General features: G+C 68.0%; 29 protein-coding genes. 21 read left to right on the forward strand and 8 right to left on the reverse strand.

What is annotated here, in order from left to right; translation table 11 throughout:
* Window positions 1–261 precede the first annotated feature (261 nt).
* Complete coding sequence (locus tag AB1824_08280; protein MEW5764962.1) at window positions 262–495, reverse strand: ferredoxin; 234 nt, start codon at window positions 493–495, stop codon at window positions 262–264.
* A gap of 138 nt (window positions 496–633) precedes the next feature.
* On the opposite strand from AB1824_08280, the gene AB1824_08285 reads away from it, so the two are divergent.
* The 5 genes from AB1824_08285 to AB1824_08305 are packed head-to-tail and all read left to right on the forward strand — an operon-like array spanning window position 634 to window position 4,466.
* Window positions 634–2,013: a sigma-54 dependent transcriptional regulator gene (locus tag AB1824_08285; protein MEW5764963.1), complete on the forward strand. Its 1,380-nt coding sequence runs from the start codon at window positions 634–636 to the stop codon at window positions 2,011–2,013.
* A 38-nt stretch (window positions 2,014–2,051) separates the two neighbouring features.
* A complete protein-coding gene (ttcA, locus tag AB1824_08290; GenBank protein ID MEW5764964.1) occupies window positions 2,052–2,861 on the forward strand; it encodes a tRNA 2-thiocytidine(32) synthetase TtcA in 810 nt (269 codons plus the stop codon).
* Entirely contained in the window at window positions 2,839–3,342 is a 504-nt protein-coding gene (locus AB1824_08295) for a hypothetical protein (protein ID MEW5764965.1), read from the forward strand. The genes ttcA and AB1824_08295 overlap by 23 nt, the downstream gene beginning before the upstream one ends.
* Window positions 3,329–3,769, forward strand: a complete 441-nt coding sequence (locus tag AB1824_08300) for a hypothetical protein (GenBank protein MEW5764966.1) — start codon at window positions 3,329–3,331, stop codon at window positions 3,767–3,769. Before AB1824_08295 ends, AB1824_08300 begins: the two co-directional genes overlap by 14 nt.
* A gap of 1 nt (window position 3,770) precedes the next feature.
* Window positions 3,771–4,466 carry an RNA methyltransferase gene (locus tag AB1824_08305; GenBank protein MEW5764967.1) on the forward strand — a complete coding sequence of 232 codons (696 nt, stop codon included), beginning with the start codon at window positions 3,771–3,773 and terminating at the stop codon, window positions 4,464–4,466.
* Here AB1824_08305 and AB1824_08310 read toward each other — a convergent pair.
* Window positions 4,449–5,174: a hypothetical protein gene (locus tag AB1824_08310; GenBank protein ID MEW5764968.1), complete on the reverse strand. Its 726-nt coding sequence runs from the start codon at window positions 5,172–5,174 to the stop codon at window positions 4,449–4,451. The genes AB1824_08305 and AB1824_08310 overlap by 18 nt on opposite strands.
* 113 nt (window positions 5,175–5,287) lie before the next feature.
* Between AB1824_08310 and AB1824_08315 the strand changes: the two genes are divergently transcribed.
* Complete coding sequence (locus AB1824_08315; GenBank protein MEW5764969.1) at window positions 5,288–5,680, forward strand: secondary thiamine-phosphate synthase enzyme YjbQ; 393 nt, start codon at window positions 5,288–5,290, stop codon at window positions 5,678–5,680.
* A gap of 42 nt (window positions 5,681–5,722) precedes the next feature.
* Here the strand turns inward: AB1824_08315 and AB1824_08320 are convergent, their stop codons facing one another.
* The 6 genes from AB1824_08320 to icd all read right to left on the reverse strand — a co-directional run bounded on the left by AB1824_08320 (window position 5,723) and on the right by icd (window position 11,235).
* Window positions 5,723–6,436, reverse strand: coding sequence for a septal ring lytic transglycosylase RlpA family protein (locus tag AB1824_08320; protein ID MEW5764970.1), 714 nt, complete (start codon window positions 6,434–6,436; stop codon window positions 5,723–5,725).
* Window positions 6,433–6,696, reverse strand: coding sequence for a hypothetical protein (locus tag AB1824_08325; GenBank protein ID MEW5764971.1), 264 nt, complete (start codon window positions 6,694–6,696; stop codon window positions 6,433–6,435). Before AB1824_08325 ends, AB1824_08320 begins: the two co-directional genes overlap by 4 nt.
* A gap of 110 nt (window positions 6,697–6,806) precedes the next feature.
* Complete coding sequence (locus tag AB1824_08330; protein ID MEW5764972.1) at window positions 6,807–7,514, reverse strand: outer membrane lipoprotein carrier protein LolA; 708 nt, start codon at window positions 7,512–7,514, stop codon at window positions 6,807–6,809.
* Window positions 7,507–9,066, reverse strand: coding sequence for a bifunctional phosphoribosylaminoimidazolecarboxamide formyltransferase/IMP cyclohydrolase (purH, locus tag AB1824_08335; protein MEW5764973.1), 1,560 nt, complete (start codon window positions 9,064–9,066; stop codon window positions 7,507–7,509). The genes AB1824_08330 and purH overlap by 8 nt, the downstream gene beginning before the upstream one ends.
* Window positions 9,067–9,079: 13 nt before the next feature.
* Complete coding sequence (locus tag AB1824_08340) at window positions 9,080–9,787, reverse strand: hypothetical protein (GenBank protein MEW5764974.1); 708 nt, start codon at window positions 9,785–9,787, stop codon at window positions 9,080–9,082.
* Window positions 9,788–9,813: 26 nt separating this feature from the next.
* Window positions 9,814–11,235: an NADP-dependent isocitrate dehydrogenase gene (icd, locus tag AB1824_08345; protein ID MEW5764975.1), complete on the reverse strand. Its 1,422-nt coding sequence runs from the start codon at window positions 11,233–11,235 to the stop codon at window positions 9,814–9,816.
* 434 nt (window positions 11,236–11,669) lie between these two features.
* On the opposite strand from icd, the gene AB1824_08350 reads away from it, so the two are divergent.
* The 15 genes from AB1824_08350 to AB1824_08420 all read left to right on the forward strand — a co-directional run.
* Window positions 11,670–13,511: an ATPase, T2SS/T4P/T4SS family gene (locus AB1824_08350; protein ID MEW5764976.1), complete on the forward strand. Its 1,842-nt coding sequence runs from the start codon at window positions 11,670–11,672 to the stop codon at window positions 13,509–13,511.
* Window positions 13,512–13,612: 101 nt separating this feature from the next.
* Window positions 13,613–14,320, forward strand: a complete 708-nt coding sequence (locus AB1824_08355) for an HAD family hydrolase (protein ID MEW5764977.1) — start codon at window positions 13,613–13,615, stop codon at window positions 14,318–14,320.
* Window positions 14,317–15,702, forward strand: coding sequence for an L-seryl-tRNA(Sec) selenium transferase (gene selA / locus AB1824_08360; protein ID MEW5764978.1), 1,386 nt, complete (start codon window positions 14,317–14,319; stop codon window positions 15,700–15,702). Before AB1824_08355 ends, selA begins: the two co-directional genes overlap by 4 nt.
* Window positions 15,699–16,988 (forward strand): hypothetical protein, encoded by a 1,290-nt coding sequence (locus AB1824_08365; protein MEW5764979.1) that lies wholly within the window; start codon window positions 15,699–15,701, stop codon window positions 16,986–16,988. Before selA ends, AB1824_08365 begins: the two co-directional genes overlap by 4 nt.
* A gap of 149 nt (window positions 16,989–17,137) precedes the next feature.
* On the forward strand, window positions 17,138–17,926 hold the full coding sequence (locus AB1824_08370; protein MEW5764980.1) for a hypothetical protein: 789 nt from the start codon (window positions 17,138–17,140) through the stop codon (window positions 17,924–17,926).
* Window positions 17,927–17,986: 60 nt separating this feature from the next.
* Window positions 17,987–18,220: a 4Fe-4S dicluster domain-containing protein gene (locus tag AB1824_08375; GenBank protein ID MEW5764981.1), complete on the forward strand. Its 234-nt coding sequence runs from the start codon at window positions 17,987–17,989 to the stop codon at window positions 18,218–18,220.
* Window positions 18,221–18,230: 10 nt separating this feature from the next.
* Complete coding sequence (locus tag AB1824_08380; protein MEW5764982.1) at window positions 18,231–19,319, forward strand: 3-methyl-2-oxobutanoate dehydrogenase subunit VorB; 1,089 nt, start codon at window positions 18,231–18,233, stop codon at window positions 19,317–19,319.
* Window positions 19,312–20,112, forward strand: coding sequence for a thiamine pyrophosphate-dependent enzyme (locus AB1824_08385; protein MEW5764983.1), 801 nt, complete (start codon window positions 19,312–19,314; stop codon window positions 20,110–20,112). Before AB1824_08380 ends, AB1824_08385 begins: the two co-directional genes overlap by 8 nt.
* Entirely contained in the window at window positions 20,102–20,656 is a 555-nt protein-coding gene (locus tag AB1824_08390; GenBank protein ID MEW5764984.1) for a 2-oxoacid:acceptor oxidoreductase family protein, read from the forward strand. The genes AB1824_08385 and AB1824_08390 overlap by 11 nt, the downstream gene beginning before the upstream one ends.
* Window positions 20,653–21,138: an NAD(P)H-dependent oxidoreductase subunit E gene (locus AB1824_08395; protein ID MEW5764985.1), complete on the forward strand. Its 486-nt coding sequence runs from the start codon at window positions 20,653–20,655 to the stop codon at window positions 21,136–21,138. Before AB1824_08390 ends, AB1824_08395 begins: the two co-directional genes overlap by 4 nt.
* The gene (locus tag AB1824_08400; GenBank protein ID MEW5764986.1) at window positions 21,128–23,029 is read left to right on the forward strand and encodes an NADH-quinone oxidoreductase subunit NuoF; all 1,902 of its coding nucleotides are present in this window, start codon (window positions 21,128–21,130) and stop codon (window positions 23,027–23,029) included. Before AB1824_08395 ends, AB1824_08400 begins: the two co-directional genes overlap by 11 nt.
* Window positions 23,026–23,799, forward strand: a complete 774-nt coding sequence (locus tag AB1824_08405; protein MEW5764987.1) for a 2Fe-2S iron-sulfur cluster-binding protein — start codon at window positions 23,026–23,028, stop codon at window positions 23,797–23,799. Before AB1824_08400 ends, AB1824_08405 begins: the two co-directional genes overlap by 4 nt.
* 24 nt (window positions 23,800–23,823) lie before the next feature.
* Window positions 23,824–24,285, forward strand: a complete 462-nt coding sequence (locus tag AB1824_08410; GenBank protein ID MEW5764988.1) for a 4Fe-4S dicluster domain-containing protein — start codon at window positions 23,824–23,826, stop codon at window positions 24,283–24,285.
* Window positions 24,286–24,339: 54 nt separating this feature from the next.
* Window positions 24,340–24,852, forward strand: coding sequence for a ferritin family protein (locus AB1824_08415; protein MEW5764989.1), 513 nt, complete (start codon window positions 24,340–24,342; stop codon window positions 24,850–24,852).
* Between the two features lie 236 nt (window positions 24,853–25,088).
* The coding region (locus AB1824_08420; GenBank protein ID MEW5764990.1) for an ATPase, T2SS/T4P/T4SS family at window positions 25,089–25,915 on the forward strand (827 nt) is incomplete at its 3' end.

The following is a 25,915-nucleotide window of genomic DNA, read 5'->3' on the forward strand; positions in this document are numbered from 1 at the left end:
GCGGCGGACGCCCACTGGTCCGGCCCCACCCGCAATCCGAACCGCAGCTTCTGTTCCGGGTAAGCCCCCTCTGCAGCGCTCGCCAGGCACGCGAGCACCGCGCCCATCACCCAACCGTTGAGTCTTCTCATGGTGGCCTCCGTTCGAGGGTCCTCTTTCCTTGTGGGCCGGGTGTCACCTTAGCACAGCCATGCCGGCGTACGAAAAAGGGCGGCCCGGGGTTCACCCGGGCCGCCCGATGAGAATCCTGGTTCCCTGGGCTTACTCGCCGTCGTTTCCGATGGACTCGGAGGGGCAGGAGGCCTTGGCGTCCTCGCAGAGCTGCTCCTCCTCGGCCGTCTCGGGCTGCTTGGAGACGAAGGCGTGGGTCGAATCCTCGTTCATCTGGAAGTGATCGGGGGCGATGGAAATGCAGGAGTCGCACGCGATGCAGTTCTCATCCACGAACCACTTGCCGGGAACGTTTTCAGAAACCTTCAGGTTAGCGTCGGCCATCGTTCAGAACCTCCTGGATCACAAACTGGGGCACCCCCCCACTTCCAAAAGAGGGGAATATACCCTTCGACGCCCCGGAAGTCAAGACGGCGCGCCGCCTCGCTTCCCCGGCTGGCGGCCATGGAGTACCCTGACGTCATGGCGACCGTTCTCATCGTCGACGACGAAGCCGAAATCCGAGACGCCTTGCGGGAAATCCTCGAGCGGCAGGGGTACGCCGTCCGGGAGGCATCGAGCGCCTCGGCCGCCCTCTCCGTTCTTCAAAGGGAGCCCCCTCCAGACGTGGCCCTGGTGGACCTCCGTCTCCCCGATCGCGAGGGCACGGCCGTTCTGGAGGCCGTCCGTAACCAGGCCCTGCCCACGTCCGTCGTGATGATCTCCGGCCACGGCACCATTCCCGCCGCGGTGGCCGCCGTCCGATCCGGCGCCTTCGACTTCCTCCAGAAGCCCCTCGACCGGGACCGCCTCCTCATCACGGTGCGGAACGCCTCCCACCAGTCGGCGCTTCGGCGGATGGCCTCCGAGTCGGAGGCGGGCGCCTTCTTGACGGCCTCCCCCGCCATGGAGGCCGTCCTTCAGGAAGCCCGAAAACTGGCCGCCTCTCCCGCCCCCCTGCTGATTCAGGGCGAGACGGGATCGGGCAAGGAAGTCCTCGCCCGGTGGATCCACGCCCGGAGCCCTCAGGCCATGGGCCCCTTCGTCGCCCTCAACTGCGCCGCTCTCCCCGAGAGCCTCGCCGAGTCCGAGCTCTTCGGCCACGTCAAGGGCGCCTTCACAGGAGCCGAGGCCCCGCGGAAGGGGAAATTCCAGGCCGCCGACGGGGGCATCCTCTTCCTGGACGAGGTGGGAGATCTGCCTCTCCCCCTCCAGGCCAAGCTTCTGAGGTCCCTCGAGGACGGATCCGTGGAGCCGGTGGGGGCCGACCGGCCGGTGGCCGTCCGTGTCCGGGTTCTGGCCGCCACCCACCGGGACCTCCGAAACCGTTCCAGGGACGGGGCCTTTCGGGAGGACCTCCTCTACCGGATCGCCGGGCTCCTGCTCCGCGTGCCCCCTTTGAGGGAGCGGCCGGAGGACTTGCCCCTCCTCGCCCAGCATTTCCTCGACGAGGCGCGCCTGCGCCAGGGCTGGCCGGCATCCCCGCTCCCCGGGTCCTTTCTGAAGGCCCTGAAGGAGTACTCCTGGCCGGGAAACGTGCGGGAGCTCCGGTGGGCCGTGGAGAGGGCCGCCCTTCTCTCGGGCCCGGGCCTCCCCGAACCCGGCCACCTGCCTCCCGAGGTCCGGCAGGGGAGGACCGGCTCGCCTCCCGGGTCCCTGGAGGGGGTGCGCCAGGACGCCGAGTCCCGGGCCATCTCCGAGGCCCTGGAGAAGGCCCGCGGGAACGTGGCGGCCGCGGCGCGCCTTCTGCATCTGAGCCGGTCACGGCTCTACGAGCGTCTCTCCGAGTTGGGGCTCGACCCCTCCGGGTTCCGGCCCCGGAGGGGGCGCTCCGGTGACCCTTCCCGGGTCCCCCCTTCCTAGGCACCCTGCAGGACATGGGGCCGTGGTACAGTGGGCCCATGGCAGGGATCCCGGCCACCGGAGTCAAACTCGAACGCATCCTCCTCCACCGGGTGGGAAAGGCGGTGGCGGACTTCGGTCTGATCCGGGAGGGGGATCACCTGGCGGTGGCCCTCTCGGGCGGGAAGGACTCCTTCGGCCTCCTCCGACTCCTCCATCTTCTAAAGAGGCGCTCGCCCATCCGGTTCGAAATCACGGCGGTCACGGTCCACAACGGCAGCGAGTTCTTCCAGTCCGGACTCCTCGAGGACTACCTGAGGAGGGAGGCGATCCCGTTCCACCTGGAGCGCACCGACATCACCCGAATCGTCGAGGAGAAGCGTCGTCCGGGCTCTCCCTACTGCTCCCTGTGCGCGCGCCTGAGGCGGGGGGCCCTCTACGGAGCCGCCGCGGCGCTCGGGTGCAACAAGCTGGCCCTCGGGCACCACCTGGACGATGCCGCCGAGACCCTGCTCATGAACCTCTTTTTCGAGGGGTCCATCCGGTCCATGCCGCCGAAGCTCCTGGCGGAAAACGGCCGGATCACGGTGATTCGCCCGCTCCTCTACGTCACCGAATCCATGCTGGCCGACTACGCGGCCGAATCCGGGTTCCCGCTCATTGACTGCGGGTGCTGGCTGTGCGGAACGCAAGACCAGGAGCGAGCCCGCATGAAGGCCCTCGTGCGGGACGTCGCCGAGCGGTACCCCCAGGTCCGGCGTTCCGTCCTTTCCGCGCTCGGCCGGGTGGAGGCTCGATTCCTCATGGACCGCTCCCTGTACGATTTCGAGAAGGAGGAGCTCCGCCGTGCGCCCCATGAAGGAAACTGAGCTTCTCGATCTCTTCCGCAGGATGCGGGCCTACCGCTGGGCCTTCTGGATCGCCGTGGCCTCCGCCGTCCTCTACGGCGCGGCCGCCGCGGCCCTCTCCTCCCGCTCGCCGGCGCGGGTCCCCTGGCTGGCGGACGCGGCGCTCGCCTACGGCGCCTTCGCGGCGGGGGCCGTCCTGCTGGGAAGATGGATGGCTTTCCGGCCCCGAACCCTCCGTTCGCGGGGCCTCTCCGACCTCGGCTCCATGGTCCACCACATTTTCCTCACCCTCCTCTTCCTGCTCGGCTCCGCCGAGAGTCTCGGGCTGGCGGCGGTGACCGCCGCCGCGCTCGGGGCCCATCCCCCCTGGAAGCCCGTCCTCCTGTGCGTCTGGCAGATTCTCGTTTCCCTGGCCCTCACCCCGGAGCGGTCCCACTGGGATCGGCTCCTCTCGCGATGGGAAGAGACCTTTGACGAAGGAGTCCCCCATGAGACGACGTGAGACCTGGATCGCGCTGGCCTTCCTCCTCCTCGCCCTGCCCTTCCGTTCCGAGTTCGCCTGCAAGCGGTACGACTTCGCCCAGGAGAGGTGGATCCGTCTGGACGCCAAGGCGGGCGACCTGGAGGTCCAGGACGTGATCTTCCAGTTCCCCTCTTACGTGGGCCCGCGAAAACTCAACGTCAAGGGACGCAACATGGCCACCATCAACGTCAAGAACTACGGGTCCCAGAGGCTCCGGGTCCACATCGCCCTGGCCCTCTTCGACGCCAGCGGGAACCTCGTGGGATGCGGGACCACGGGAAGCAAGCTCGGATCGACCAAGCCCTCGGAGACCGAGTCCTTCTTCGTGGCCTTCGATTACGTGAACAGCCAGCTTTCCACGGCCCAGGTCTTCTACCTCACGGTGGAGACCGAACCCGACCTCTGAGATGGCCAGAGGTCGAGTCTCCAGACCGCGCGCTGGCGCCTCCGGGGCGTGGGAACGGCTGGCGCCCTTCGCCACCGAGGCCCGCCTGGAGCGCATCGAGCAGGTCTTGGGAAGCCGGACATTGGGGATCGCGCTGGTCCTCGACCGCCTCTACGATCCCCACAATCTCTCGGCCATCTTGAGGACCGCCGAGGCCTTCGGGCTCCAGGAGGTCCACCTCTCCGAGTCATGGCCCGACTCGACGAACCCCCAGGTGGCCCTCGGGGCCGAGCGGTGGCTCACTCTCCGGCGGTGGCCCGATCCTGGGCTCCTCCTGAATGACCTGCGCGCGCGCGGCTTCACTCTGGCGCTCACGAGCCCGGAAGGAGGCGGCGTTCCTCCCGAAACCTTCGATCCTCCCGGTCCCGTGGCCCTCGTCCTGGGCAACGAGCGCGAGGGAGCCGCGCCCTTTTGGGAATCCAACGCGGACGTAAGACTCACCCTGCCGTTGAGGGGATTCGTTCGAAGCCTCAACGTATCCGTGGCCGCGGGGATTTTCTTGTGGTCCCTGTCGGGCCAGCAAGCCCTTCGGGTCCCCCTCCCGGAGGAGACGGCCTCCGCCCTGAGAGACCGGTGGATCCGGGCGAGCGTTCCCAACGCCGAGGGGATCCTCCGCCACCTCGGGGCGCGTGGCGAGACCTCAGCCGAAGGGGAGTAACCGGAGGGCGCCCCTTCCGTCCACGCGAAGGTGCCAGCCCTCCTCCCTGAATTGCGGGACAAAGCGCACGCGCACCCCCGCCACCTCCTCCTCGGCATCGCGGTGGAAGTGGCCGAGGATCGCGCCGTCGATCCCCTCTCCGGCAAGACCTTTCGCCCAGATCCGCAGTTCTCTGCCCGGCCGGTAGGCCTTGTAGGGGAGGTTGGTGCCCGAGAACTTCCTTTCCAGGACCCGAGCGAGGGCCCCGCTCCAGCGGGCCGGCAGGGCGCGCACGAGGGCCCGCACGGCGCCCGACCGGGAAAACTCCCTCCACCCGAGGTAGGGGCGGTCGGAAGTGTTGATGAGGTCGCCGTGTTCGAACCGAAGCCGGACGGAACCGGCCGACACGTCCCAGCGCTCCAACGCCAGAATCCCCCTCCGGGAGGCCTCGTCCTCCACGAAGTAGTCCCGGTTGCCCGCCAGGTACACGACCCCGCGGCCCTCCCTCGCGGCGCGGGAGGCCGCGTCGAGGACCGCCCTTTGGCTGTCGGAAAGGCTTCGCCCGTCCCCCACCCAGACCTGGAAGAGGTCCCCCAGCAGGACGAGGTTCTCGGCCCCCGACTCGATATAGGCCTCCACCCATCGGAGGAACAAGGGAATGGCCGGGTCGTCGGCAGCGAAGTGCGGATCGGCGGCGCACCATGCGACGTCGGCGGGGGACTCCACCAAGGGCGCACCTCCTTCATCCTCAGGCTACCATCCAGCCCGAGCCCCGCACAACGAGGCCCGCCTTGCCCGGCGGCCACGCCGGCACTATGCTTCTCGGTGGAGGAAGGAAGACGATGGAGATCCAGGTCGTCTCGCAGAAGCGCTGCGAGGCCGCGGACGTGACCCGGAACGTCCAGCAGGCTTGCAGGCAATGGGGGGGCACGGGGGCCGTTCTGGTGTACTGCCCGCATACCACCTGCGGGGTGGGAGTGAACGAGAGGTCCGACCCGACGGTGGCGGGCGATCTCCTCAAGTGGCTCGAGGAGCGCGTGCCGCCGGACGCCCCGTACGGCCACGCGGAGGGAAACGCCGACGCCCACATCAAGGCCCTCGTGGCGGGAAGCCAGGTGCTCATTCCCGTGCGGCAGGGCAATCTTCTCCTGGGCCGGTGGCAGGGATTGTTCCTCTTCGAATTCGACGGTCCGCGGCACCGGACACTCTGGCTCACGTTCCTGCCGGGGGAGTGAACGGGGTGGCGGGGGCCAACCCCCGGGCCGCCGAGGGGGCCCTCATTCGTTGCGGGTGACGAACCCCTCGAGGCCCGTCCGGGCCAGCCGTTCGAGGAGTGTCTCCGCTTCGTCCTCCGTGCGGACGTGTCCCACTCTCACGCGATAGAAGTCGTGGAAACGGATCACGTAGGCATCCGGATGGCTCTCCGCGAGCCGGTCCCGGAGCCGGACCGCGTTGTCCGGATTCAGGAAGGCCCCCACCTGAACCGTGAAGGAGCCGTCCAGCACGGATCCGGGCGGTCCACCGGCGCCCGGCAGGATCTCCCCCGAGGGCGGGACGCCGCGGGGCCGGCCCCGTCCCCGCTCGAGGACCTCGATCCGGACGCGAGCGAGCCCTTGTCCCGCGAAGCCGAGGGCCTTGGCGGCCCCGTAGGAACAGTCCAGGATCCGGCCCCGCACGAAAGGTCCGCGGTCATTGATTTTCAATTCCACTTCCCGCCCGTTCTCCAGGTTTTTCACCCGCGCCCTCGTCCCCAAGGGGAGGGTCCGGTGGGCCGCCGAAAGCCCGTTCATGTCGTAGGTCTCGCCCGAGGCCGTGGGCCGGCCGTGGAAGTCCTTTCCGTACCATGAAGCCACGCCTTCCTGAACCCGTTCCCGCCGGGGAACCGCCTCCGGTCCCCTGGCGCGCCTTCCCCCTCCGCAGGCCAAGAGCGTGGCGACCAGAACCACGGACCCCACGTCCGCGGTCAGGCGCCATTTTCGCCCCGCGGTCACGGAGGCCTCTTTCGGGGGGAAAGAGTGGTCTCCCCCGCCACGAGCCCCTTCCTGCCCAGCCAGCGCAAAAAGAAGAGAAAGAGGACGAGCCCCAGGACCGCGGCGCCAAGAACGACCACAAGGACGACGAGACCGCTTCCCACGCTCCCCCGGTCGGCCCCGAACCAGGCCCGCACGGCGTCCAGGGCGGGTACCCCTTCAAAGAGCATGAAAAGCGAGCGGAGGATGATCCGAATCAGGCGAAGGATGCCATCCATCATGGCCGCCTCACCTCCTCCCCCATCCCCCCGCCGGCCGGAGGTTCGGGACGCCCGGCGGAGAGGGGGCCAGCCGGCGCCGGACCCGAAGGTCCCGCCGGAGGTCCGCGCGGCTAGTTCCCGAAGGGCTGGTCCACGTCCAGGAGCTGGCGCTGAACCTTTGCCCCTTTGGGGATCTCCACCTTGAAATCCGCGTCCGTGAGGACGGGGTTGGTGACCCAGCCCGAGAATTCGAACCGGATCCGGTCGCCTTCGGGCTCGATGATTTCCAGGGCCGTGAGGAGTGCCGTCTTCGTGTCCACCCAGAAATGAAGCGCGGAGATCTTCCGCTTGGCGCGGGCCTTCAGAGGGACCAGCTCGAGGTGCATGGAACCGTTGACCTCTCCGAGCGTGCCCACCTGGAAGTGGCGGGTGAGTTCGTCGATGGGCTGACCCACCGCCAGGTACCTCATGATCTTGTTCTGGTGGCGGCGGATGTCCTGGACCACCACCTTCTTGGAGGCCTCGTCCACCATCAGGAGGTCGCCGTCCTTCACGAGGTACGAGAGGCGGCTGGGGTACGTGTAGGCGTACAGGGCCGTATCCGGCTTCCTGAGGATGAGCGTCCCCTTGAGCACCTGCGGCTTGGCGAGCATCTGGAAGTGGTTGGTCTGGACGAAGGAAACGCGCAGGGTCTGCAGACCCTTCTGGACCGTGTTCATGGTGGTCAGAAGGGCCTCGATCTTCGCACGGTCCGCGGAGGGGGCAGACGGAGGCGCCGCCGCCTGCGAGGCCAGGGCCAGGAGGAGGACCAGGGCGGGAACCAGCGGCCGCCTAGCCATGGCGGAAGTGCCTCGTGCCCGTGAAGACCATGGCGAGGCCCAGGCGGTTGGCCGCCTCGACCACTTCGTTGTCCCGGATGCTCCCTCCCGGCTGGATCACGGCCGTCACTCCGGCCGCCGCGAGCTCCTCCACTCCGTCCGGGAAGGGGAAAAAGGCATCCGAGGCCGCGACGCACCCCTTGGGGTCCCGGTAGGCCTTGTCGCGCGCGATCTTCACCGAGTCCACGCGGCTCATTTGACCCGCGCCAACGCCCACCGTACCCTCGGCGTCCCCGATGACGATGGCGTTGCTCTTGACGTGCTTGCAGACCTTCCACATGAGCTCGAGGCCCCGGGCCTCCTCTTCCGTGGGGGACCGCTTGGTGCAGACCCGCCGCTCCTCGGCCGCCCCAGGAAGGTCCTGGGTCTGGACAAGAAGGCCGCCGGCCACGCGTTTGAAGTCCCACCCTGGGAAGGGGTCCTGGTCCTTCATTTCGAGGACGCGGAGGTTCTTCTTTCTCGACAGGATCTCCAGCGCCTTGGCGTCGTACGACGGCGCCGCCACGATCTCGAGGAAGAGGTCCGAGAGAGACTGGGCCGCGAGGGCGTCGCACGGGACGTTGAAGGCCACGATGCCGCCGAAGGCCGAGAGGGGATCCGTGGCCTTGGCCCGCTCGAAGGCGGCGGAGGCGCTCGCGCCCAGCCCGACCCCGCACGGGTTCGTGTGCTTGATGATGGCGCAGGCGGGGGCGGGCAGCTCGCAGGCGAGGGTCCAGGCGCCGTTGAGGTCGAGGAGGTTGTTGAAGGAAAGCTCCTTCCCCTGGTGCTGCCTCAGGGCCGGAAGGAAGCGGTCGCCCTCGGCGAAAAAGGCCGCCTCCTGCTGGGGGTTTTCCCCGTAGCGAAGGTCCTGCACTTTCCGGAAGAACAGGGGCAGGAAGTCGGGAAAGGTCCCCCCGTTCCGCGTGAGGTCCTTGCCCTCCGCCCGGACCGACGAGAGATACCGTGAAATGGCGCCGTCATAACGCGCCGTTCGCTCGAAAGCCTTGGAGGAAAGGCGAAGGCGGGTGGCCAGGGTCAGCCCCCCCTGGGCCTCCATTTCCCGCATCAGGGAGGGGTAATCGGAGGGGTCCACCACCACGGCCACGCTCTCGAAATTCTTCGCCGCCGAACGAACCATGGAGGGACCGCCGATGTCGATGTTCTCCACCGCCTCCGGGATGGAGGCGCCGGGGCTGGCCACGACCCGCTCGAAGGGGTAGAGGTTCACCACCACGAGGTCGATGGGCTTCCCCCCCAGGCGGTCCAGTTCGGCCAGGTGTTCCGGCGTGCGCCGGGCCAGGATGCCGCCGTGGACCCTTGGGTGGAGGGTCTTGACCCGTCCCTCCATGACCTCGGGAGAGCCGGTGTAAGCGGCCACGTCCACGACCGGGACCCCCGCCTCGCGGAGTGCCTTGGCCGTTCCTCCCGTGGAGAGGATTTCGACGCCGGATCGGGCCAGGAAGGAGCAGAACTCCTGGAGACCGTCCTTGCGGGAAACGGAGACGAGGGCTCGTCGAATGGGGATCGTCGTCATAACACTCTCCGAATCAGGGGGCGCCCGCCGCCGCGGTTTCGCCGGCCGGTCCCGCGAAGGGCGTGGCGGCGAGGTCCCCGTCCATGGCGGCCCACATCCTCCTCCACGCCTTGGCCGCGTCCGACGCGGCGTGGGAAAGAGCCACCTGGGCCACCCCGAAGGCGTTCGACCGGTCGTCGAAAGTGTCGGAGGAGACTCTCCTCCCACCGGGATAGTAACAGGCCAGCAGCGCTTCGCGATACCGGCCCAACGAGGCCCGCCTCCCCCGGAAGTAGGCCTGCAGATCGCCATCCATGGGGGGTGTCTCCCAGCCGTCGAAGCACAGCACGAGGAGCGGCAGTTTCCGGTCCACGTAGCGGTCGTAGTCCGCCCGAACGGCCCCGAGCCGGGAGTCCCCACCCGAAGAGGCCGGATCGTTCAGGAGGAGAACGATGCCGGCGGCCCGTCCGAAATGGCGCGCCACACGGGAGAAGGGGGCCTTCTCCTGCGCGAGGCGCCGCGGCATGGAGGCCTCGCGCTCCAGGGCCGCCACGAGCGCCCCTTCGGAGGCGCCCGCCAGCTCCGACAGGGCCTCCGAGAGGCCCTGGTCGAGTTCTTGCCGGTGGGACTGGAGAACCGAGCGCAGGGCGGCCGGGCTGAGTCGGAGCGCCGCCTCGGCGGCCCGGCGGTGGGCCGCGGGCCCGAACGCGGAGAGCGAAAGGGGCGCGAGGAGGAGAAACATCCCCGCGCCCCATGAACGCAGGTGGATCACTGCTTCTTCATGTGGGCGATGATGGCGTCGCCGAACTCGGAACACTTGAGTTCCTTCACGTCTTGGAGACCCTCGGCCTTCATCAGGCGTGCGAAGTCGTACGTGACCGTGTGGGCGGCGATGGCTCCCTCGATCCCCCGGATCAGGAGATCGGCGGCTTCGTTCCAGCCCATGAAGCGGAACATCATTTCACCGGACAGGATGACGGAGCCGGGGTTCACCTTGTCCAGGTTGGCGTACTTGGGCGCCGTGCCGTGGGTGGCCTCGAAGACCGCGTGGCCGGTCACATAGTTGATGTTTCCCCCGGGCGCGATGCCGATGCCGCCCACCTGGGCCGCGAGGGCGTCCGAGAGGTAATCCCCGTTCAGATTCAGGGTGGCGATGACGTCGAACTCGTCGGCCCGCGTCAGAACCTGCTGGAGGGTGATGTCGGCGATGGTGTCCTTGATCATGAGCTTCTTTTTCCATTTCCCGTCGCCGTGCGTGGGCCAGAGCTTGAGGGTGTCCGCGACCTCCTGGATGATCTCGGCCTTCTTGTCGGGCGCGAACATGTCGAGGCCCGGTTCGATCATCCGGGCGTTTTCTTCGTCGCTCAGGTTCGGGTTGTGCTCCTTGTTGCCGAGGATCCAGGATTCGCGTTGGGTCACGGTCTGGTCCCGGAATTCCTTGGTGGCCACTTCATAGCCCCAGTCCTTGAAGGCGCCCTCGGTGAACTTCTGGATGTTGCCCTTGTGGGTGAGGTTCACGCTCTTGCGGCCGTGCCTCAAGGCGTATTGGATGGCGGCCCGGCACAGCCGCTTGGAACCTTCCTCCGAGACGGGCTTGATGCCGACGCCGGAGGTCTGGGGGAATCGGATCTTCTTGACTCCCATTTCCTTCATGAGGAATTCGATGACCTTCTTGACCTCGGGACTGTAGGCCTTCCACTCGATCCCGGCGTAGATGTCCTCGGTGTTTTCCCGGAAGATCACCATGTCCACCTTCTCGGGGTGCTTCACGGGGCTGGGGACGCCCTTGAAGTACTTCACGGGGCGGAGGCAGACGTACAAGTCAAGGAGCTGCCGGAGAGCCACGTTCAGGGACCGGATGCCGCCGCCGATGGGCGTGGTGAGGGGCCCCTTGATGCCCACCAGAAACTGCTTGAAAGCTTCCACCGTGTCGTCGGGCAGCCACTCGTTGAACTTCATGAAGGCCTTTTCCCCGGCGTAGACCTCCATCCAGGCGATCTTCTTCTTCCCTCCGTAAGCGATCTCCACCGCGGCGTCCAGGACGCGCTGCGAGGCGCGCCAGATGTCGGGACCGGTCCCGTCACCCTCAATGAAGGGAAGGATGGGGTTGTCGGGAACCTTCAGTTCTCCGGCCTCCATGGTGATGGGGCTGCCCTGCGCCGGCGGTGTGACGTTCTTGAACGTGGCCACTGCGACACCTCCTCGGTCTCTGGGTCCCGTGCCGAAACGCGGCGGCAGCCCGTCCGGAACCCCCCCTGGCGGGCGGCCCGCCGACTCGATCCTGGCCTTTCAGTATAATCGGGGCCCTCGGAGGCGGTCAACCGGCCTTTGGGTTGCGGGATTGGGCGCCAGGAAGGGACCTTCCCGCCTGAGCCACGGAAACCAGTCGGGGGCGATCGGGGCCCTCCAAATGGGCTGAACGGGCCTGGGGGCCATTCTCGCGTGGCGGGCCCGTCCTGCGAGGTCCGCTCAGCCTACGAGTCCCTATCGCATTCCACCCAACCCCCGCCCGGGATTCACGGAGGCCCCCGGACAGGCCTTCGCGTTCTTGTCTGGAGCCGGTTCGAACGGTTGCGGAAAGGCGGCCGCTTGACCTACACTTCTCCAAGGTCTGGGAGGTCAGCGTGGCGGAACATCTGGTCCGGTGCTGGAACTGCCTTGGGGACTACGATGCCCTGACGGCCGTGTGGTGCTCCTGCAACCCCAACCGGCCCACCAAGGTCTGCCCCTTTTGCCTCCAGTGCTTCTGCGCCGCCCCCGAGGAGTACCACGAGCGCTTCTGGGCCGAGGCGCCCGACTCCCTCGTGACGGACCGGGAGATGCTGGCCGGCGCGCGGGGGCCCCTTGGGGAGGCCTTGATCCGCGCCCGGGTCATCACCTCGGACCAGCTCCTCCAGGCCCTCAAGCGTCAGAAGCAGGAGGGCGGGAAGATCGGGGAGATCCTGGTGGCGATGGGGCATCTGACCCAGCGAACCCTCGACGCCTTCCTGTCCAGCCAGCGGTCGGTGATGCAGATCTCCTTCCGCGATACCCCGCCGGACCCCATGCTGGTGGCCTCCATCGGGGCCGCCGAATGCCTGCGACGCCTGGTGGTCCCGGTGAGTCGGGAACACCTGAGCGGGAGGGATCTCCTCACCCTCGCCATGGTCAATCCCGCCGACGGCGAGACCGTGGAATTCGTCCAAAACGCCACGGCCTCGCAGGTCCTCGCCGTCCAGGCCTCCCGGGAGGAGATCGAGTCTTTCCTCCTGCCTTTCCAGGGCGGCGGCGAGAGCGACGCCTCCGGATCGGCCCAGGAGTCCGCCCCGGGGCCGCGGCTGGCCACGGACCTGATCCGCAAGGCCATCGCGCGGGGCGCATCGGACCTGTACGTCGAACCCCGCGAGGAGGAGGTCTCCATCCACCTCCGCATCGACGGCCTGCTTTACAAGGCCAAGCCCGTGGGGCGGGACCTCCAGGGAACGCTGACCCTGGAGCTGAAGAAGCTTCTGAGGCTGGACACGGCGGTGACGGACCGGCCCCAGGCCGGGCGCGTGGTCATGCGGTCGGGGGATCACCGCTACGACGTGATCGCCCACAGCCTTCCCACGCGCACCGGTGAGAACATCTCCCTGAAGATCATCAACCGCGACACCTTCCTGAAAACCTACGAGCAGCTCGGGATTCCCGCCGACGATGTGGTTTCCCTCCGGGCGGTCCTCAGCGCCAAGCGCGGGCTGGTCCTCGTGAGCGCGCCCCTCTTCCACGGCTGTACCACCACTCTCTACGCGCTGATGAACGACCTGGCCTCGGAAAGCGGGCGAAAGGTCATCAGCATCGAAGCCCAGAGCGTCTGCCCCGTTCCCAACGTGTCCCAGATTTCCCTGGGAGACACCCAGGACGCCGAGGCCACCCTGACGACCATGAAGGCCCTCGCCAGCATCCAGCCGGATGTTTGCGTCCTCGCCGATGTCCTGGACTCCGCTTCCATGATAGGCCAGGTGCAGAAGCTCATGGGCCAGATGCTTGTGGTCGCGACCCTCGAATCGGCGGGCGCCGTCCGCTCCCTGGCCCAGGTCCTTTCCGCGGGGCTGTCACCGGCAGACCTGGCCCAGCACCTCCTGCTCGTTCTGAATCAGCGGCTCCTCCGAAAGAATTGCCCCCAGTGCTCGGCACCCGTCACCTACTCCGAAAACACGCTCCGGATGATGGGCCTCACCCAGGAGGAATCCAGGGACCTGGGCCACGGCCTCCAGGGACAGGGATGCGCCGATTGCTCGGGCATCGGCTATCGGGGCCGGATGGCCCTGTACGAACTGCTCCTGCCCACGCCGGCCTTCCGAAAGGCCCTCGCCAAAGGACCCGCCGAAAAGACCCTCGAGCGGGAGGCCCAGAAGGCGGGGATGATCACCCTTCGCCAGCGGGCCCTCAAGGCCATCCGGGAGGGGCTCACGACGGCGGAGGAGTTCCGTAAGGAGACCCTGTAGCCCCTCGCTCTCCTCGGCCGGGGATCCGGCCGGAGACACCCTGCCAGGCCACCCATTTACCGCCGTGCGCCCGCCGGATAGACTGGTCTTCGGGAGGCTCCATGGCTCTTCTGCTCTTCGACGTGGACGGCACCCTGGTGCGGCCCCTCGGCCTGGGCCGCACGGCCTTCTTGTCGGCGCTCGAGAGGGAATTCTCCGCCCCGGTGGACCCTCCCTCCTTCTCCTACGACGGACTGCTCGACACCGAGATCGCACGCAGGACCCTCACCTCCCTGAACGTCGAGCCCGACCCTCCGGTCCTGGAGCGTCTGCTCGAAGCCTACGTGACACGGCTGGCGGCCCAGCCCTTCCCCCCCCCGGAACAGTGCCGTTGCGAGGGCCTCCCCGCGGCACTCGATCGCTGCCTCCAGCGCGGCCACCGCCTGGCGTTGCTCACGGGGAACGTCCGCGACGGGGCCCTCGTGAAGCTGCGCGCCGCCGGCCTCGAGGCATATTTTCAAGACGGAGGAGGGGGCCTCCTGGGCGCCTTCGGAGAAGACGCCGCGGAGCGTCACGGCCTCGTTCCTGTGGCCCTGAATCGGTGTCAGCGCCATTACGGGGAGGAATTCCCCGAGGACTCCGTCTGGATCGTCGGGGACTCCGGGAGGGACATTCGCGCGGCGCGAGCCGCCGGGATCCGGTGCGCGGCCGTCGCCACGGGCCACACCCCTCCCGAGGCTCTGCGGGCATTGGCGCCCGACGCCCTTCTGTCCAGTCTGGGGGATTCGGAGGCGCTCTGCGCCGCCGTGGAGGGGGGGGGCGCGCCATGAGCGGGGCGCGTCCGCCCCGGATGGACCGCCTCCTCGCCGAACCGGGAGCCCTGGCCCTGGCCCGCGAGTTCGGTCCCGCGGAAACCAAGCGGGCCCTTCGCCAGGCCCTCGACGCCGGCGTCGCGCGGTGGAGGGTATCCGGCGAAGTCCCCCTCGCCGGGGACGTGATCCGGGAGGCCGGTCTCCGGCTCGCCGAGGCCTTCCGCCCCCCTCTCCGCCGCGTCGTCAACGCCACGGGGGTCGTCCTTCACACCAACCTCGGAAGGGCTCCCCTTTCCCGCCCCCTCCTTCGGGAGGTCGAGGGCATTCTCGCGGGGTACGTGGACCTGGAAATGGACCTGGGGGCGGGCCGCAGGGGCCACCGCGACGCGGCCCTGGAGAGGGCCTTTCAGGATCTCCTGGGGACCGAATACGGCGTGGTGGTCGTGAACAACAATGCGGCGGCGACCCTTCTCCTGCTCAACACCTTTTCCTCGGGCCGCGAAACCCTGGTGAGCCGGGGCGAACTCGTGGAAATCGGGGGCGGCTTCCGCATGCCCGAGGTCATGAAGGCCTCGGGGGCCCTCCTGAGGGAGGTGGGCACGACCAACCGAACGCGCGTCTCCGACTACCGCCGCGCAGCAGGCCCCCAGAGTGCGCTGATTCTCAAGGTCCATACGTCCAATTACCGGATCCTCGGCTTCACCGAAGAGGTGAGCCTGGAGGCCCTCACCGAACTGGGCCGGGATCTGGGGCTGGCCGTCGGCTTTGACCTGGGATCGGGCCTGGTGGATCCAACGGCCGCTTCCAGGGTGCCCGACGAACCCACCGTGACGTCGGCCCTCGCCGCCCGGCCCGATGCGCTTTGCTTCAGCGGAGACAAGCTGCTCGGTGCTTGCCAGGCGGGAATCCTGCTGGTGGCCCCCCAACACGTTTCGGCCTTCCGCGCCAACCCTCTTCTGAGGGCCCTCCGGGTGGACAAGGTGACGTACTCCCTGCTCGCCGCGGCGGTGGACCGCTACCGGCGGGGGCGGCGCCTGGAAATCCCGGTCCTGGCCCTTCTCGACCGGGAGGCGGGGGACCTTCGGCGGCGGGCCAGGGCCCTCCTGCGCCGCGTATCGAGGTCCTGCCCTGACCGCTTCCATCTGGAGGTGGCCGAAGCGGAGGGACGCACCGGGGCCGGATCGGCCCCCTTGACGGCCCTTCCGTCTCCCGCCCTCGCCGTGGTCCCGCGCTCCGGGGACCCGGAGGACCTCGAACGCCACCTCCGCGCGGGCGGAGACCCCCCGGTGGTGACCCAGACCTCCGAGGGCCGCGTCCTGATCCACCTCCGGACGCTCCTGCCGGGTGACGAGCGGGACGTCGCGCGGCGCCTCTCGGAATACCCGGGGAGGACACCGTGAGGCGCGTCTCCGCGTGGGTCGCGGCGGCTCTTTCCGGGCTCCTTCTCGGATGCGCCCCGAGCGGCCTCCGGCCCCCACCGTCCACCCCGCCCGCAGTTGGACCCGAGGCGCCTCCCGCGGTGCTGAGTTCCGAGGGGGGCGCACCGGCCGTGGCCGCCGCCCTGGCGAGGGAACTGCTCGGCCGCACGAAGGGAGCCCAGCCGGGCCCGACGGCCGTCGGCTGGAACCCGGAAGAACCCGCCATCGGCCCCTTGGGCGCGGCTCTCGCGGAGCGGATTCCGGGAGCCCTGACGCTCGTCGAACTGGGCGTCGCCGCGGACGAGGCTTCTCAGGCCTTTTCCCAACTTGATCCGACCTCGTTTTCCTCCCTCCTCTGGCTGTCGGCGGACATCACCCCGGAGGGAGCCGTGGGGGCCCTCGAGGTGGAACGGAAAGGGAGAGAGGGCTCAACCGCCTTCCGGTTCGAAATCCGGCCACCGTTGGTTTTTCGGGTCTCGACCCGGACCCCGGCCCCCCTGGAGGTAGGCTCGGTCATCGCCACCGTCGACGGGACCGTCCGGGCACTCGCCTGGGAACCGGGGCCTCCGGCCCGGCTCTGGGTCCTGGGCGAGGAGGGGCTCCTCCGCACGGACCCCACCGACGGAAAGGTCCTTCAGCGATGGAACCGGGAGACTTCGCGAGGCCCAGGCAGCCTCCTCTGGAGCGAAGGCGAACACCCGCGGCTCGCCCTGCTGGAACACGCCCCCTCCGGAAGCCGCTGGTTCGAGGGGCAGGACGGCGGGACGTTCGCGCCGGCCGGCCCCGTGGAGGGCTTCCCCATGGACCCGCGGACGGCCCAGTTTCTTTCCGCCGATTGGGACCCCGAGGCGGGCGCCTTTCTCCTCTACGACTACGCCGGAAGGGACCTGGGGGCTTTCATTCAGCTGGTGAAATCCGCAGGTCCGGGCGGCACCCACTTCATCCTGTTGGAACCGGCGGGAACCACGGCGGCCGTGCGCGGCTCGGACCTGACCCGGATCCCCGGACCCGCATCGGGCGCCTCCGCACTGGCCGCCGCCGGACCGACTCTTTTCGTTTCCTCGGGGAGGCCTCCCGCCCGCATCGAAGCCTTTGACCTGGTGGACGGAAGGATCTGGGAAAGGGTTTGGACCTCCCCCCCGCTCGAGGCCGTCCCCACCTGCCTGTGCGCCTTCCGCACCGATGGATCGACCCGGCTCCTTGCGGCGATCGTCCGGGACGGCCGCGGGTACATCCTCTCCTTCACGATTCCCGCCCCGCCCGGCTAGTAGGCGGCGCAGTCGACGCCCGACGGTCTATGGGGCATATGGCCCTTCCTGACGGTCGGGACCCGAGGGCGGTTTTTGACCCCGGGCCCCCGCGGACTATATTGGACACCTTCTTCGAGGCCGGTTTCCGGCCGGAGAGGCACACGACGGTGGACGAATCGCGCGCGGCCCGAATGGGGCAGGTTCTAAAGGTCCGTCCGGCGGGCGAAGCTTTCGCCCGCGCCTTTTCGCGCCGAGTCACGATCCTGTGCGGGCACTTCGGCAGCGGAAAGACGGAGATCACCCTGTCCGCCGCCTTGGAGCTGGCGGGCGCCGGTTTCCCCGTGTCCCTCCTGGACCTGGACGTGGTGAAGCCGTATCTCCGGTCGCGGTCCGCCCGGGACATTTTGGGCGCCGCCAACGTGGAGCTGGTGGCCCCCATGGGCGAGTACTTCTCCTCCGATCTGCCCATCGTCCTGCCCCAGGTCCGGACGCGTCTCCAGGACCCGACCCGGAAGGTCTTCATCGACGCGGGGGGGGACGACACGGGGGTCCGGGCCCTGGCCTCCGTGAGCGACGCCGTTCCGGAGGAGGAGACGGATCTCCTTCTGGTGCTCAACTTCCGCAGGCCGTTCACCCCCGACGTGGATTCGGCCGTGTCCATGGCCCGGGAAATCGAGGCCGCCTCCCGGCTGCGGACCACGGGGCTTCTCTCCAACACCCACCTCATGGGTGAATCCACGGCGGAGGTGATCCTGGACGGGCTCCGCCTGGCCCGAGAGGTGGGCAGGAGCCTCTCCCTGGAGGTCAGGGCGGTAGCCGCGCCCCTTGACCTGGCGGAGGAAGTGGAACGGGGGAACCCGGGCTGTCCGGTTCTCCCCGTGAAAAAGATCGTGAAGCCGCCCTTCGAGTCCGACCGCACCCGTCGGACCGTCGGGCCGCTCTTCGTGGTGGGCTGACGAGGTCCGGGCCCGGGCCGGGGAAGACCCGCCCCGAGGCAGATTGATAAGGAGTCCCACGTGCCCCAGATCGTGATCGACCCCGAGCGCTGCAAGGGGTGCGAACTCTGCGTGCAGGCCTGCCCCCAGAAGATCCTCGGAATGGCCCGGGACATCAACTCCAAGGGCTACTTCTACGCGAGGATGCAGGAGCAGAAGCGCTGCATCGGGTGCCGCCTCTGCTGCATCACCTGCCCCGACGTGGCCATCGAAATGCGCGTCCACGGAACCCTGTACCACTACTTCGCCTATTAGGAGCGCGGCCATGGCCAAGAAACTGATGAAGGGCTCGGAGGCCATCGGCGAAGCCGCCATCCAGGCGGGATGCCGGCTGTTCTTCGGCTACCCCATCACGCCCCAAAACGAGATCCCGGAGTACATGTCCCACCGCCTGCCCCAGGTGGGCGGTACCTTCGTGCAGGCGGAGAGCGAGGTGGCGGCCTCCAACATGCTGTACGGCGCGGCGGGGAGCGGGGAGCGGGTGTTCACCTCTTCGAGCTCCCCGGGCATCTCCCTCATGCAGGAGGCCATCTCCTACCTCGCCGGCAGCGAGCTTCCGTGCGTCGTGGTGAACATCATGCGCGCGGGGCCCGGGCTGGGAGGCATCCTCCCGAGCCAGTCGGACTACTTCCAGGCCACGAAGGGGGGCGGCCACGGCGATTACCGGCTCCTCGTGCTGGCCCCCTGGTCGGTGCAGGAGGCCGCGGACCTGGTTCAGGACGCCTTCGACCTGGCGGACTACTACCGGAACCCCGTCCTGGTGCTCGGGGACGGGCTCATCGGCCAGATGATGGAGCCCGTGGAGTTCCGGTCCGGCCGGGTCCCTTGCAAGCCCATCCCGCCCAAGGACTGGGCGGCCACCGGGTGCAAGGGCGGCCGCCCCACCAACATCATCAACTCCCTCTTCCTGGACCCGGAGGTCCTCGAAAAGCACAACCAGAAGCTCACGAAGAAGTACGCCGCCATGGTTCGGGACGAGCTCCGGTGGAAGGAGTACGGGACGGATGGGGAGTACGACGTCCTCGTGGTGGCCTACGGGACCGTGGCGAGGGTCTGCTCCACGGCCATCGAGGACCTGGGCGCGGAGGGCGTGAAGGCCGCCATGGTTCGGCCCGTTACGCTCTTCCCGTTCCCCTACGAACAGGTCCGCCGCGCCGCCCAGAAGGCCAAGGCCGTGCTCGTCGTGGAGCTCTCCACCGGCCAGATGGTGGAGGACGTCCAGCTCGCCCTGCTGGGAACGCGGCCCGTCCACTTCTTCGGGCGCCAGGGCGGGATGCTGGCCACCCCCGAGGAGGTGGCCGATCGGATCCGGGCCATCGCCGACGGCCGGTCCGGGGAGGTGGCCCATGGCTGAAACCGTCTTCCGCCGACCCGAAGCCCTCGCCGACGTGACGACCCACTACTGCCCCGGATGCACCCACGGGGTCATCCACCGGCTCGTGGGGGAGGTCATCGACGAACTGGACCTAAGGGAGCGGACCGTGGGGATCGCCCCCGTGGGCTGCTCCGTGCTCGCGTACAACTATTTCGCTACGGACTTCCACGAGGCCTCCCACGGCCGCGCGCCGGCGGTGGCCACCGGGATCAAGCGCGCCCGCCCGGACCTCATCGTCTTCTCCTACCAGGGAGACGGCGACCTCGCCTCCATCGGCATGGCCGAGATCATCCACTGCGCCAACCGGGGCGAGAAGGTCACCGTGGTCTTCGTGAACAACGCCATCTACGGCATGACGGGCGGACAGATGGCGCCCACCACCATGCCCGGCCAGGTGGCCACCACATGTCCGCTGGGCCGCGACGTGAACCAGGCGGGATGGCCCATTCGGGTGGCCGAGCTCGTCAGCACGCTGAAAACGCCCGCCTACGTGGCGAGGGCTTCCGTCCACACGCCCCTTCACGCCGTCGCGGCCAAAGAGATGCTCCGGACGGCCTTCCGGTATCAGAAGGAGAACGCCTGCTTCTCCCTCGTGGAGATCCTCTCCACGTGTCCGACGAACTGGGGGATCCCTCCCGCGGAGGCGACGGCCTGGCTGGAAAAGAACATGCTTCCCTACTACCCGCTCGGAACCTTCAAGACCCCCGGCGGCGAGGACCGGGCGCCCAGCCCGCTTGGACGGGGAAGGCGGAGGGTCGGCCATGCAGAATGACGTGATCATGGCGGGCTTCGGCGGTCAAGGCATCCTTCTCATCGGAAAGATGCTGGCCTACGCCGGGATGCACCAGGGCAAGGAGGTGTCCTGGCTCCCCTCTTACGGCCCCGAAATGCGCGGGGGAACGTGCAACTGCACGGTGGTCATCTCGGACCGCCCCGTGGGCTCCCCCGTCATCCAGTCTCCAAGGGCCGTCCTGGCCATGAACCTGCCGTCCCTTGAGAAGTTCGAGCCCATGCTCCGGCCGGGAGGGTTGCTCCTGCTCAACTCGTCCTTGATCAACCGGGAGCCGTCGCGTCAGGACATCCGGGTCCTCAAGGTCCCCGCCAACGACGTGGCCAACGAGCTCAAGAACCCCAAAGGGGCCAACATGGTCGCCCTGGGCGCCTACATCGGCGCCACCGACGCGGTGGCCCTGGAGGAGCTCGAGTCCCTCATCCGCGACACCTTCGCCAGCAAGCCCAAGGTCGTCGAGGCCAACCTCGTGGCCCTGAAAAAGGGGTACGACCTCGGTGCCAAGATGAAGGAAGGAAAGCCATGAGCCAGCCATCCTGCCAGGACCTTCACCCGGTGGAGGAGATCCTGGAGAGGTATCCGAGGGAGGAGGCCTCCCTCATCCAGGTCCTCCAGGACGTGCACCGGGCGTACAACTACCTCCCATGCGACGTCCTGATCAAGGTGGCCGAGGTCCTCGACGTCCCCCTCGCCAAGGTCTTCTCCGTGTCCACCTTTTACAAGGCCTTTTCCCTCAAGCCCCAGGGAAAGACGATCATCAAGGTATGCACGGGAACGGCTTGTCACATCCGGGGGGCCGGCCAGCTCGTGGAGGAGGTCCAGCGCCTGCTCTCCATCGGCCCGGACGAGACGACGCCCGACATGGGGTTCACCCTGAAGACCGTGAACTGCGTGGGGGCCTGCGCCATGGCGCCGGTCCTCATCGTCGGGGAGAAGTACCACGGGAACGCCAAACCGGCGAAGATGCCCAAACTCCTGGGCCAGGAGGGCAAGACCCATGCGCATTGACTCCAGGGCCCGGTTCGAGGAGGCCGTCGCGGCGTGCCGCCGGGCGGCCGAAGGGCGGAAGATCGAGGTGCTCGTCTGCTGTGGGACGGGCTGTCTGGCCAACGGAAGCCAGGCCGTGGCGGAGGCCTTCCAGAAGGAGGTGGAAGCTCGAAACCTTCCGGCCTCCGTGGGCCTCTTCACCAAGAAGACGGGCTGTCACGGCTTCTGCGAAAGGGGCCCGCTGGTGGTCATCCAGCCCGAGGGCATCCTCTACACGAAGGTCAAGCCGGAGCACGCGGGCGAGATCCTCGAAAAGGCCGCGGAAGGCGGGGGGGCCGTGTCCAAGCTCCTTTACAAGGACCCGGCTACCAAGAAGGCCGTCGAGAAGTACGGGGACGTTCCCTTCTACAAGAACCAGACCCGGGTGGCCATGCGGAACATCGGAAAGGTGGACCCCGCAGACCTCGACGACGCGCTGGCCCACGGGGCCTACGCCGGCCTGGTCCAGGCCCTCTTCGACCTGACTCCGGAGAAGGTCATCGAGGAGATCGAGCGCTCCGGCCTCCGGGGCCGCGGGGGCGCCGGCTTCCAGACGGCCCGCAAGTGGAAGGCCGCCCGCAAGGCGAAGGGCGAGAGGAAGTTCGTCCTCTGCAACGGCGACGAAGGGGACCCCGGGGCCTTCAAGGACCGCTCCATCATGGAGGGCGATCCCCATTCGGTCCTCGAGGGCATGGTCATTGGCGCCTTCGCCATCGGGGCCCACGAGGGGTACATCTACGTCCGGGACGAGTACCCGCTGGCCGTCGTACACCTCACCCTGGCCATCGAGCAGGCCAGGCGGCGCGGGCTGCTGGGGGAGAACATCCTCGGGACCGGCTTCGATTTTGACGTGAAAATCTCCCGAGGGGGGGGCGCCTTCGTGTGCGGGGAGTCCTCCGCCCTTATGCGATCCATCGAGGGCAAGACGGGCGAGCCGAGGCAGAAATACGTCCACGCCACGGACCGGGGCGTCTTCGACTGCCCGACGGTCCTCAACAACGTGGAGACCTGGGCCGATGTGGGAGCCATCCTCCACAAGGGGGGCGACTGGTTCGCCTCCATGGGCACGGCCAAGTCCAAGGGCACCAAAGCCTTCTCCCTCGTCGGCAAGGTCAAGAACACGGGGCTCATCGAACTGCCCATGGGCACGACCCTGCGCCACATCATTTTCGACATCGGCGGCGGGATTCTGGGGGACCGGCCCTTCAAGGCGGTGCAGACGGGCGGACCTTCGGGAGGGTGTCTGCCCGAATCCCACCTCGATTACCCCGTGGACTACGAGAAGCTCACCGAAGCCGGCTCCATGATGGGCTCCGGCGGCATGATCGTCATGGATGACCGGACGTGCATGGTGGACGTGGCCCGCTACTTCCTCTCCTTCCTCATGGAGGAGTCCTGCGGGAAGTGCGTGCCCTGCCGGGAAGGCCTGAAGCAGATGAAGGCCATCTTCGACGGTCTCGTGGCCGGACGGGGCGTTCCCGGGGACATCGGGCGCATCGAGCGGCTGGCGGAGGGGATGCAGCTCGGAAGCCTGTGCGAACTGGGCAAGTCCGCCCCCAATCCCGTTCTTTCCACCCTTCGGTACTTCCGCGACGAATACATGGCCCACGCCGAGGGGAAGGCGTGCCCGGCCGGCATCTGCCGGGACCTCACCGCCTACGAGATCATCGCCGAGGCCTGCAACGGATGCGGCTCCTGCGCGCGGGCCTGTCCGGCCGACGCCATCACGGGGGAGAAGAAGGCCCTCCACGTCATCCACCAGGGCCGGTGCATCTCCTGCGGCGCCTGCTACACGGTCTGCCCCACGGACGCCGTGAGGTTCTTCCCCAAGCGCGAGCTCGCCGCGGTCCAGGAGACAGGAGGCGCCTCATGATCACGCTCACCGTCAATGGAAAGAACGTGAAGGTCCCCGAGGGAACCCGCCTCCTGGACGCCATACGCTGCGCGGGCTTCGAGGTTCCCACGCTCTGCGACCACCCGGCCCTGGAGCCCTGGGGCGGGTGCCGGATGTGCCTGGTGGACGTCACTCGGACGGAGTGGGACGGCTGGTGCAAGATGGTGGTCTCGTGCATGTTTCCGGCGGAGGAAGGCCTCCTCGTCCTCACGGACACGGAGCGCGTGCGATCCACGCGAAGGGTCGTCATCGACCTGCTCCTGGCTCGCTGTCCCGACACCCCCCTCATCCAGCAAATGGCCGCGAAACACGGCCTGGAGCGGACGACCTACGAACCCAACCCCGCACCCACGGACTGCATCCTCTGCGGCCTGTGCACGCGGGTCTGCGACCACATCGGCGTGTCGGCCATCTCCTCCGTGAACCGGGGGGCGGGACGGGAGATCGCCCCACCCTTCCACGAGGCCCCGCCCGACTGCATCGGTTGCCTCGCCTGCGCCGAGATATGCCCGACATCCTGCATCCCCTACGAGACCTCGGACTCCAGGAGAAGCATCTGGGGAAAGGAATTCGAGATGGTCCGGTGCGCCCGGTGCGGCCGGGCCCACATCACCCGGGACGAAGCCGCCCACTTCTCGGATCGGACGGGCGTCCCGTCCGCCTACTTCGACCTCTGCGACGCGTGCAAGCGGACCGACATGGCGCGCCAGTTCGTCAAGCTTTCCGAGGGAGCCGGCACGGCGCCCTGACGCCGCGGGCCAAAGGAGCCACCCATGGACAGGATCTACCGGGTCGTGGTCGAACGGTGCATCGCCTGCGGCAAGTGCGAACTGGCCTGCGCCTTCGCCCACGGCAGCGAGGGCAGGCCGAGCAAGACCCGAATCAACATCTTCAAACGGGGCCCCGAGCTGGGGACCCCCGTTGTCTGCTTCCAGTGCCACGACGCGGCCTGCGCCGCCGTGTGCCCTACCGAGGCCCTCGTCCGGAACGCCCGGACCGGCGCCATCGACATGGCGAGGGACCGATGCATCTCCTGCCGCATGTGCGTCGCCGCCTGCCCCTTCGGGAACATGCTCTGGGACGAGACCTACCATTGCGTCCAGAAGTGCGACCTGTGCGGCGGGGACCCCAAGTGCGTTCCCTTCTGTCCCACCCACGCCCTGGAGTACGTCCCGGCGGACCGGGCGGCCGAGAAGCCCGAGCCCTTCGCCTGGACGGGCGCTCTCGCGCCCTGACCACGGGGCCCGCCGGGACCCGGGGAACGAGGATGTGCCGGGAAGGAGCCTGAGATGACCGAACCGAAGGACGTGATCCGCGAGGTCCTGAGAAAGGCCTACCAGATCGAGGTGGACGGCTACACCTTCTACAGCATGACGGCGGAGAGGGCCGTCAAGCCGGCCGTCCAGGAACTCTTCGAGAAACTGGCCCACGACGAGGTCCAGCACAAGGCCTACTTGAAGGGCATCATGGGGCGGTACGAGGAAAAGGGGACCTCCGCCTTCGCCCTCGAGCGGAAGACGCCCGACTTGAAGGCCTTCACGGACTCGATCTTTTCGGAGAAGTTCCGCGAGCAGGCCCGGGGCGCCGACTTCGAAATGGGGGTCCTCTCCGTGGGCATGACCCTCGAAACGAGGGCCATCTCCTACTTTTCGGACGCCGCCCGAGGCGCCCGCGAGGCCGAGGTGAGGGACTTCTACCAGTTCCTGGCGGACTGGGAGAAGCAGCACCTCGACGCCCTGCAGACCCTCTACAACGGGATCCGCGCCGACTTCTGGTCCGAGAGCGGCTTCGCCCCCTTCTGAGGCGGGGCGCGCTTCCGAAATCCGGCCAGGCACCGGCCCTCCCGGCCGATGCCCTGCGCCTCCGTTCCACCCCTGGGGCCTAAGGGATGGAATCGGGTTCCCCCCACAGTCCCCGTTTCCCGGTTCTCCCGATTCCGGCCCGCCCTCCGGGGGGTCATTCCCTTGACTTTGCAACTCGTTGCAAACTACACTTCAAGTGGTACACTACGTTTTCCTGTGGGGGACCGGGGAGCGGCATGGCCGAACGGTTGGGTGAGATGCTGATCAAGGCGGGCCTCATCTCGCAGCAGCAGCTGCAGGAGGCCCTGGCCCTCCAGAAGAGCAACGGGGGAAAGCTCGGGTACAACCTCGTCCGCCTCGGCCACGTCAAGGAGGAGGACATCACCTCGCTCCTCTCGGAGCAGTACGGGGTGCCGGCCATCCACCTCGAGCACTTCGAGATCGACGAGTCGGTCCTCAAGCACATCCCCTCGGACGTGGCCCAGAAGTACCTCGTGATCCCCATCGAGCGCACGGGGGCCACCCTCACGGTAGCCATGGCCGACCCCTCCAACGTCTTCGCCCTGGACGACATCCGGTTCATCACGGGCTACCAGGTGGAGCCCGTGGTGGCCTCCGAGGCCTCCATCCGGGAGGCCATCGCCAAGTACTACGGCTCGACCCACGACATCCAGCTCAAGGCGATCATGGACGAGATCCAGAAGGAGGAGGTGGCGGACCTCGAAGTCGAGGAGGAGGACGGCGAGATCTCCGCGGCGGACCTCGAGGCGGCCAGCCAGGACGCCCCCGTGGTCAAGCTGTGCAACGTGGTGATGACGGACGCCGTCCGCCGGGGGGCCAGCGACATCCACATCGAGCCCTACGAGAAGGACTTCCGGGTCCGGTTCCGCATCGACGGGGTCCTCTACGAGATCCTCCGCCCGCCCATGAAGCTCAAGGAGGCCATCGCCTCCCGCATCAAGATCCTGGCCAAACTGGACATCGCGGAGAAGCGCCTCCCCCAGGACGGGCGCATCAAGATGCGGATGAAGATCGACAACAAGAGCAAGGAGATCGACTACCG

This window comes from Acidobacteriota bacterium (assembly GCA_040752915.1).
GTDB lineage: Bacteria > Acidobacteriota > UBA4820 > UBA4820 > DSQY01 > JBFLVU01.